The organism is Membranihabitans maritimus, from assembly GCF_021729145.1.
GTDB lineage: Bacteria > Bacteroidota > Bacteroidia > Chitinophagales > Saprospiraceae > Membranihabitans > Membranihabitans maritimus.
The window spans coordinates 1-8,499 of sequence record NZ_JAJSLW010000041.1 but is presented as its reverse complement, the minus strand read 5'-3'; the positions used below and the strand labels follow the sequence as shown (position 1 = coordinate 8,499).

Here is an 8,499-nt window from a genome sequence, read left to right as displayed (position 1 = left end):
TTTTCGGGGTTTTATTTTATCTAAAATACAAATTAATATCCTGATAACCAAGTATTTGAGTTACTTCTGAATATCCCGAATTAAACTTTACATTTATTCACCATGATCCCTAAAAGATCAATCCAATTGACATCTTTTACGACTTCAAGCTCTCAGTACCGATCTCCGGTCTCCCGTCCCAAAGTAAAAAAAACCCGCTTCCACCTTTAAAGCCCCAAATACTAATAAAATCATACCTTAGAACCTACTGCTAAAGTCTTCTACCCTCTTTCCGGGTCCAACTCCACTACCAAATCATCCTGGTGAACCAACGTTTTTTCAGAAAGGTGGATCTTTTCCACAACTCCGGCCATTGGTGAAGTAATGGTCGATTCCATTTTCATAGCTTCTATTACAAACAATGGGGTACCCTTTTCCACTTTATCTCCTTCAGACACGAAAATCTTGGATAAATTTCCTTGAAGTGGAGACCCTACCTCGGTTACTTTCTCCGCCTTCTTGTGTTTTACTTTTTCAACACTGGCATTATCATCCTGCACTTTTACAGTTCTGGCCTGTCCATTGAGCTTAAATGAAACGTGAACCTCTCCGGTTTCATTTGGCTTTGATTTATTAAGGTATTCTATAAGCAGGGTTTTCCCTTTATCCAGTTGGACCAGGATCTCCTGTCCTTCTTTCATACCGTAGAAAAAGGGCCAGGTAGGTAATGTCCTCACCAAACCATACGTCTCATAGTGTTTGTGGTAATCACGATAAACCTTGGGATAAAGTTGACAACTCAAAAAGTCGAGGTAATTTACATAGGGACCAAATTCCTCCTTGAAAGCATTGAATTCTTTATCCAGATCAATGGGCTTCAGGTGGGCGTTTGGTCTTTCCGTGTAAGGTTTTTCTTCCCCTAATACTGCTTTTTGCAATTTTTCCGGGAAACCCTGGTATGGTTGTCCCAGGTCCCCTCTAAACAGAGCTTTTACACTTTCCGGGAATGAAAGGCTTTCTCCTTTTTCATATATATCCTGCTCGGTAAGGTTATTCGAAGTCATAAACATGGCCATATCACCAACTACTTTCGAGGAGGGTGTAACTTTTACAATATTACCAAACATTTTATTAGCGATTCGGTAGTTTTCACGAATCGTATCGAATTTATCTTCCAGCCCCAGGCCTCTTGCCTGTGGTCTCAAATTAGAATACTGTCCTCCTGGAATTTCATGCCGGTAAACACTAGCTGTACCCGCCCTCAACTCAGTCTCAAAAGGATAATAATACGAACGAACCGTTTCCCAATAATCTGAGTATTTATTTAAACTTTTCAGGTCTATATCCGTTCCACGATCCTGCCCTTGCATTGCTCCTACTAATGAATTAAAATTTGGTTGACTGGTCAAACCTGACATAGATGCCATGGCTACATCTACTACATCCACCCCTGCTTCAATTGCTTTGAGATACGTAGCGGATTGAATGGAAGCGGTATCGTGAGAATGCAAATGAATAGGAATAGAAACAGATTCTTTCAATGCTTTTATTAATTGCTCGGCGGCATACGGCTTTAACAAGCCCGCCATATCCTTAATGGCTAAAATATGGGCCCCTTCGGCTTCTAACTCCCTGGCTAGATTTACATAATACTCAAGATTATACTTGTCTTTAGAAGGATCCGATATATCTCCGGTATAACAAATACAGGCTTCCGCAATGGCATTAGTATTATTGACTACCGTACGAATACTGGTTCTCATATTTTCAATCCAGTTCAACGAGTCAAAAATTCTAAACAGGTCTATTCCTGTTTCAGCTGCATTTTCTATAAAAGATACGATCAAGTTGTCAGGATATGCCTTGTATCCTACTCCGTTCGATCCCCTCAAAAGCATTTGCAATATCACATTTGGCACCTTCTCACGGATCAATCTGAGTCGGGTCCATGGGTCTTCTTTTAAAAATCGCATGGCTACATCAAAAGTAGCACCCCCCCACACTTCCATCGAAAATATATCGCTCCCATGGTTTTTCGAAAAGCTCTCGGCTACATTGAGCAGATCCACTGTCCGCATACGCGTAGCTAAAAGGGATTGATGTGCATCCCTGAACGTAGTATCTGTAAAATGTATTTGCTTTTCGTTCTTCAGCCAGTCCGCAAGCCCTTTAGGTCCCTTTTCATCTAAAATTTGCTTTGTCCCGTTAGGAAAGTCCCCGTTGCGGTCAAATTCTGGGATTCTCGCCGGCCTCCATGATTTCGTAGGGTCAATATATTTTACATCTGTATTACCATTGACAATTACATTTGCCAGATATCGCAACATTTTAGTACCGCGGTCTCTTCTTCGGGGTACATTCATTAATTCAGGCTTATCTGCGATCATATTTACGGTAGCTTTCCCGGCACGGAAAGTCGGATCTTCCAACAGATTCAAAAGGAAACCAATATTTGTCTTGACGCCTCTAATCCTAAATTCCAGTAATGCTCTGTACAATCGATCAGCAGAGCCTTCCAGGGTTCTACCCCAGGATGAAACTTTAACAAGCATACTGTCGAAAAAAGGACTAATTACAGACCCGGGAAATGCACTTCCTGCATCGAGGCGAATTCCAAAACCACTTGCAGACCTGTAGGCTATCAAGGTACCGTAATCCGGCTTAAAATTATTTTCCGGATCCTCAGTTGTCACACGGCATTGAATGGCAAATCCACTGATCTGGATATCTTTTTGATCACGAATAAAAATCGTTTCATGGCCCAATTCAAATCCCATTGAAATGAGGATCTGGCTCCGAACGATATCAATTCCTGTAATTTCTTCAGTAATGGTATGTTCTACCTGAATTCGCGGATTCACTTCAATAAAGTAGATTTCCTGGCTTTGATCAACCAAAAATTCCACTGTACCCGCATTAACATAATTTACGTGTTTAGCAATTTTAAGAGCAGATTCATACAACTGGTCGAGGGTCTCCTGATTAAGTCCGACACTGGGTGCTACTTCCACAACCTTTTGGAACCTTCGTTGAACAGAACAATCCCGCTCATATAAATGCACAATATTTCCATATTGGTCCCCCAGGATTTGTACTTCGATATGTTTGGGATTTTCAATAAATTTTTCGAGAAAAATCGTATCGTCACCAAAAGCAGATTTAGCTTCCCTTTTTGCTTCTTTGAACGCATTGATCAAACCTTCTTTGTCCCGCACAACACGCATGCCCCTTCCGCCACCACCTGCCGCAGCTTTTACCATAATAGGGAATCCAATCCTATCAGCTTCATCCAGTAATATTTCTTCAGAAGAAATGTCTATTTGGCTATCCTGTATTGTAGGAACTTTTACCGCTTCAGCAATTTCTTTTGCTCTGACTTTATCTCCGAGCGCCTGCATAATTTCAGGTGTAGGCCCAACGAAGATAACCCCTTCCTCACGACACCTCCTGGCAAAGTGAACATTTTCGGATAAAAACCCATAGCCGGGGTGGATGGCATCTACTCCATTTGCTTTCGCTACCTTGATAATTTCATCAATATCGAGATACGGACTCAAAGGTTCTTCGTCCGGGCCGATTTGATAGGCCTCATCCGCTTTATATCGATGTAAAGAATAGCGGTCTTCAAAAGTATAAATAGCAACCGTACGAATATTTAGCTCCGTTGCTGCTCTAAAAATTCTAATTGCAATTTCACCTCTATTGGCGACTAAAATTTTCTTATACCTTTTGTGACGATATTCCATTTGTTAAAACTATTTTTTACTTATTAATAATATCTCAATCCTTATTCGAATTTAGATAAACTAAATACTAAATTTCGGGGAAAATACAAATTAAATGCTAAAGATTATTCCTATTCTTTCCTTCCTTTTCCAACCTGATTTTAGATTAACCATTTTTATTTAGGGGTTGAATCTAAAAAAGGAAATAAAACCAATTGATAGTCAAATAAGAATAGTATTTATTTTTAGTTTATACTTTCCGATTTTTTTAATTTAAAACTGGAAATTAAGGAATCAAGTAAGTCCCATTCAATTAAAAATCCATCATGCCCATACGGGGTAGAGATCTCATGATATTCACTATGGGGTATTCCTGACGCAATTCTTTTTTGTTCTTGCGGGGGAAACAGGAAATCCGTATTTATTCCGATAACCAAAGTCCTTGCTTTAATTTTTGAAAGCGCTTCACTCACGCTTCCTCTATTTCTACCAACATTGTGAGTATCCATTGATTTTGATAAAAAATAATAGGACTGTGCATTAAACCGCTTACTAAGTTTTTCTCCCTGGTATTGTTGATAAGAACTCGCCCTAAAGCTTGTAATTTTTTCTGGATCGTCCTGTTGGGTATCCCAAAAAGCAGTATAATTCCGATAGGACAGCATGGCAACGGCTCTGGCCGCTTGCAGCCCTTTTTTGCCAGCATTTTCTGAGGTATCCCATAAGGTAGGATCAGCATCCAGTGCCATGCGTTGGGCTTCATTAAAAGCTATCCCCCAGGGAGAATGGACCGCATTTGTCCCGATCACAAACAAATTTCTAAATAGGTCCGGTTTTAATATCGCCCATTCCAGTAATTGTTGACCACCCATAGAACCACCGGCACCCATTTCTATACTTTCGATTCCGAGATCCTGCCGAAGTAAATCCATTGCCCGGACCATATCGCGGATCGTAATCAAAGGGAAATCCCTGCCATAAGGTGCTGATGTTTCCGGATTTATAGAACTGGGATTGGTACTCCCATAACACGAACTCAACATATTTACACAAATAATATAATCGCTTTTCGGATCAAACACCTTGCCATTACCCACTAAACCGGGCCACCATTCTTCGGGATTACTATTGGCTGTAAGTGCATGACAAATCCAGACTACATTGCTCTTATCCGAATTAGGGGTACCCATAGTTGAATACCCCAATTCAAAATATTTTAATTCCTCTCCGCTTTCCAGGGAAAACGGCTCCTCATATTTAAAGACGTTTAAACTCATTAATACTTTTCACAAATTTGACAAGTCTGTACTCCAAAACTAAAATTCTAACAGTCTCAACTGCTCCTACAATTTATCAAAAGCCTGTTGTAAATCGGCTTTTATATCATCTATATGTTCGATTCCAGTAGAAATTCTCAAGGATGTCGGTGTCACGCCTGCAGCTAATTGCTCCTCATCGGATAATTGTTGGTGAGTAGTAGCTGAAGGTTGAATAATTAACGTTTTACTATCCCCTACATTGGCAAGATGTGAAACCAATTCAAGTGAATCAACAAATTTTATCGCTGCTTCAGCAGAACCATCAATTTCAAATGAAAGTACACCTCCGAATCCATTTTTTAAATACTTAAGTGCTCTTGAGTGTGAAGGATGTGAATCCAATCCCGGATAGTTGACAGATTTCACTTTAGGATGATTCTGTAACCAGTTTGCCAGTTCCAGTGCATTGGCACAAGTTCGTTCCATTCTCAAACTCAAGGTTTCCAACCCCTGGAGAAGCAAAAATGAATTAAAAGGACTTAGGGCAGGTCCAAGATCCCGAAGGCCTTCCACCCGGGCCCTGATTATAAAAGCAATATTTCCAAATGGTCCATCAATACCAAATACATCCCAAAATACCAGTCCGTGATAACCCTCGGAAGGCTCAGTAAACTGTGGATACTTCCCATTACCCCAATTATAATTTCCCGCATCAACTATTACACCCCCTATTGAATTACCATGCCCTCCGATCCATTTTGTAGCTGAAGAAACCACTATATTGGCACCGTGTTCAATCGGACGGAATAAATACCCTCCTGCCCCGAAAGTATTGTCCACAATAACAGGTAAATCATATTTTTTTGCCAAAGCTATTATTCCTTCAAAATCAGGAATATTAAAACTGGGATTACCAATTGTTTCCAAATATATTGCTTTGGTTTTATCATCAATTTGGTCTTCAAAGGTTTTGGGGGTTGTAGGATCTGCCCATTTCACATTAATTCCCAATCTTTTAAAAGTCACTTTAAACTGGTTATATGTTCCACCATACAAGTCCTGGGAGGATATAAAATTTTCCCCGGATTCCACTATATTGGTTATTGCCAACAGCTGCGCTGACTGGCCAGAGGCTGTCGATAAGGCTGCCACCCCACCTTCAAGAGCTGCCACTCTCTTTTCAAAAACATCATTGGTAGGATTCATTATTCGCGTATAGATATTCCCAAATTCTTTCAACGCAAATAAGTTAGCCCCGTGCTCGGAGCTATTAAACACATAACTCGTTGTCTGATAAATAGGTACAGCTCTGGACAAAGTATTGTCAATCTCATGTCCGGCGTGAAGTTGTAGAGTCTCAAATTTAAATTCTGACATAATATTCCATTATTTTTTTATAAAAAATTGCTTTGCAATCAATTTGATGGAATTATTTTAAAGCCTGCTGCCAGCGGAAATAAGAGAAATTAAAAAGATCAAATTTGAAAATATAGATGATGGTCTTTATATCTCCAATTTCTTGGCAGGATTTAGCACCTTTCCATTCCGGCGGTTGCTAGGGTTTTATCGAGCCTGTTCTCTCCACCCTTCTTTATAAAAATCATTCCAAGTAAGATTGATTCTACCTACAAATGTAAAAATAAATTTAATAGTTTTGCATTTTCATTAAGTATAAAGTTCTCAACGGAAACAATTAGTACTTTTGAACATTGAATGAAAGAATATGAATCTACGTTAAACATTGATAAGTAATGAAAGTCGAAATTAACAGAATCTCAGGAAAATACCATTTAAAATCCTTCAACGAAGACGGCCGGTCAGTCGAAACCGATGCTTCGGAATCTATTGGCGGAACGAACAAAGGCGTTCGTCCCATGCAAATGGTCTTAATGTCACTGGGAAGTTGTTCCGCAATAGATGTCATTACTATTCTTGAAAAACAAAAACAAGAACTGGTAGATATTAAAGTCGAAATAGAAGCTGAGCGGGAAAAAGATAAAGAACCTTCTCTTTTTACGGAAATAAACATCCATTTTATTCTCTTTGGGGATATTGATGAGAAAAAAGCGCAAAGGGCCGTCAACCTAAGTATGGACAAGTACTGTTCGGTTGCTCAAATTCTGAAACCAACAGCAAAGATTAATCATCGATTCACAATACAAAATTAAGGGTATCTTGAAAGAACAAACAAAACTTATTCGCACCCAATCCAATAAGGAAAATTATACCCCTCACAGTGTACCTGTATACTTGACAAGTAGCTTTACATTCGATAGCGCTGAAGACATGAGGGATACCTTTGAAGGAGAAAGGAATGGACAAATATATTCGAGATATTCAAACCCCAATCTCGACGAGTTTATTAAAAAGGTATGTATTCTTGAGAATAAATCCGATGGATTTGCCACAGCATCGGGAATGGCTGCCGTATATCTTGCGCTTGCCAGTCAATTAAAAACCGGTGACCATGTAATTGCTTCTTGTGCCCTTTTCGGTTCTTCACATCAGATACTAAACAATATCCTATCAAAATTTGGAATTACCACTACATATGTTGATCCGGATAAACCGACTACCTGGACCGATGCCCTGCAAGGAAATTCGAAGCTATTTTTAATCGAAACTCCAAGCAATCCCGGTCTAAAAATAGTGGACATGGAGCTTTGCGGTCAATTTTGCCGTGAACACGACCTCCTCTTTGTGGTAGATAATTGTTTTGCTACCCCTGTTTTACAAAAACCCGATGACTACGGGTCTCAATTAATTATCCACAGCGCTACCAAATATATTGACGGACAAGGTCGCGTTCTCGGAGGAATCATCGTAGGAGATGCTGAATATATGGAAGACGTCATCTTCTTTGCAAGACATACGGGCCCGGTATTATCGCCTTTTCATGCCTGGATCTTAAGTAAAAGCATTGAAACCTTACCTCTCCGAATGAAAGCACATTCCGAAAATGCCATGCAATTAGCCAATTTCTTACAAAATTGTAAAGAGATTAAAGAAGTTTATTACCCTTTTCTTCCGGACTTTCCACAATACGACCTGGCAAAAAAACAAATGAAAATGGGAGGAGGTATTGTCACTTTTGAACTAGTAGGAAATATAGACAATGTCTTTACATTCATTAATAAACTCCAACTTATTTCTACTACATCGAATTTGGGAGATACCCGGACAATTGTAACGCATCCCGCTACCACCACTCATAGTAAAATGTCCGAAGAAGACCGCCTGAAGGCTGGCATCTCCAACCAGCTTATTCGAATTTCAGTAGGTTTGGAGGAAATTGAAGATATTAAGGAAGATATTTCACAGGCGTTAAAAAGTTAATTTTAAATTGAAATTTGATCGAATCAACCAATAAAATTTAATAGAATATTCATATCGCATAAAAATATTTCACACAAACACACATCCTTGTAATCTATTCACAATAAAGGTGTTGCAATATCAGTTGTCGAGTAAACCCGGGGAACTTCCCCCCGAGTTTCTCACAGAACCGTACGTGATACTCTCGCATCATACGGCTC

At 39.5% G+C, this 8,499-nt stretch carries 5 protein-coding genes and 1 riboswitch; of the genes, 2 read left to right on the top strand and 3 right to left on the bottom strand.

Annotated features, from left to right (window positions below; all coding sequences use genetic code 11):
- Positions 1 to 260: 260 nt before the first annotated feature.
- The 3 genes from LVD47_RS23120 to LVD47_RS23110 all read right to left on the bottom strand — a co-directional run bounded on the left by LVD47_RS23120 (position 261) and on the right by LVD47_RS23110 (position 6,340).
- Entirely contained in the window at positions 261 to 3,725 is a 3,465-nt protein-coding gene (locus LVD47_RS23120; protein WP_236981057.1) for a pyruvate carboxylase, read from the bottom strand.
- Positions 3,726 to 3,949: 224 nt separating this feature from the next.
- Positions 3,950 to 4,981, bottom strand: a complete 1,032-nt coding sequence (locus LVD47_RS23115) for a homoserine O-acetyltransferase family protein (protein ID WP_236981055.1) — start codon at positions 4,979 to 4,981, stop codon at positions 3,950 to 3,952.
- A 66-nt stretch (positions 4,982 to 5,047) separates the two neighbouring features.
- Positions 5,048 to 6,340, bottom strand: coding sequence for an O-acetylhomoserine aminocarboxypropyltransferase/cysteine synthase family protein (locus LVD47_RS23110; RefSeq protein ID WP_236981053.1), 1,293 nt, complete (start codon positions 6,338 to 6,340; stop codon positions 5,048 to 5,050).
- Between the two features lie 123 nt (positions 6,341 to 6,463).
- A riboswitch (SAM riboswitch) is annotated at positions 6,464 to 6,563 on the bottom strand.
- Positions 6,564 to 6,714: 151 nt separating this feature from the next.
- Between LVD47_RS23110 and LVD47_RS23105 the strand changes: the two genes are divergently transcribed.
- Both LVD47_RS23105 and LVD47_RS23100 read left to right on the top strand, forming a co-directional pair.
- The gene (locus LVD47_RS23105) at positions 6,715 to 7,131 is read left to right on the top strand and encodes an OsmC family protein (RefSeq protein WP_236981051.1); all 417 of its coding nucleotides are present in this window, start codon (positions 6,715 to 6,717) and stop codon (positions 7,129 to 7,131) included.
- A 7-nt stretch (positions 7,132 to 7,138) separates the two neighbouring features.
- On the top strand, positions 7,139 to 8,299 hold the full coding sequence (locus LVD47_RS23100) for a trans-sulfuration enzyme family protein (RefSeq protein WP_236981049.1): 1,161 nt from the start codon (positions 7,139 to 7,141) through the stop codon (positions 8,297 to 8,299).
- Positions 8,300 to 8,499 lie beyond the last annotated feature (200 nt).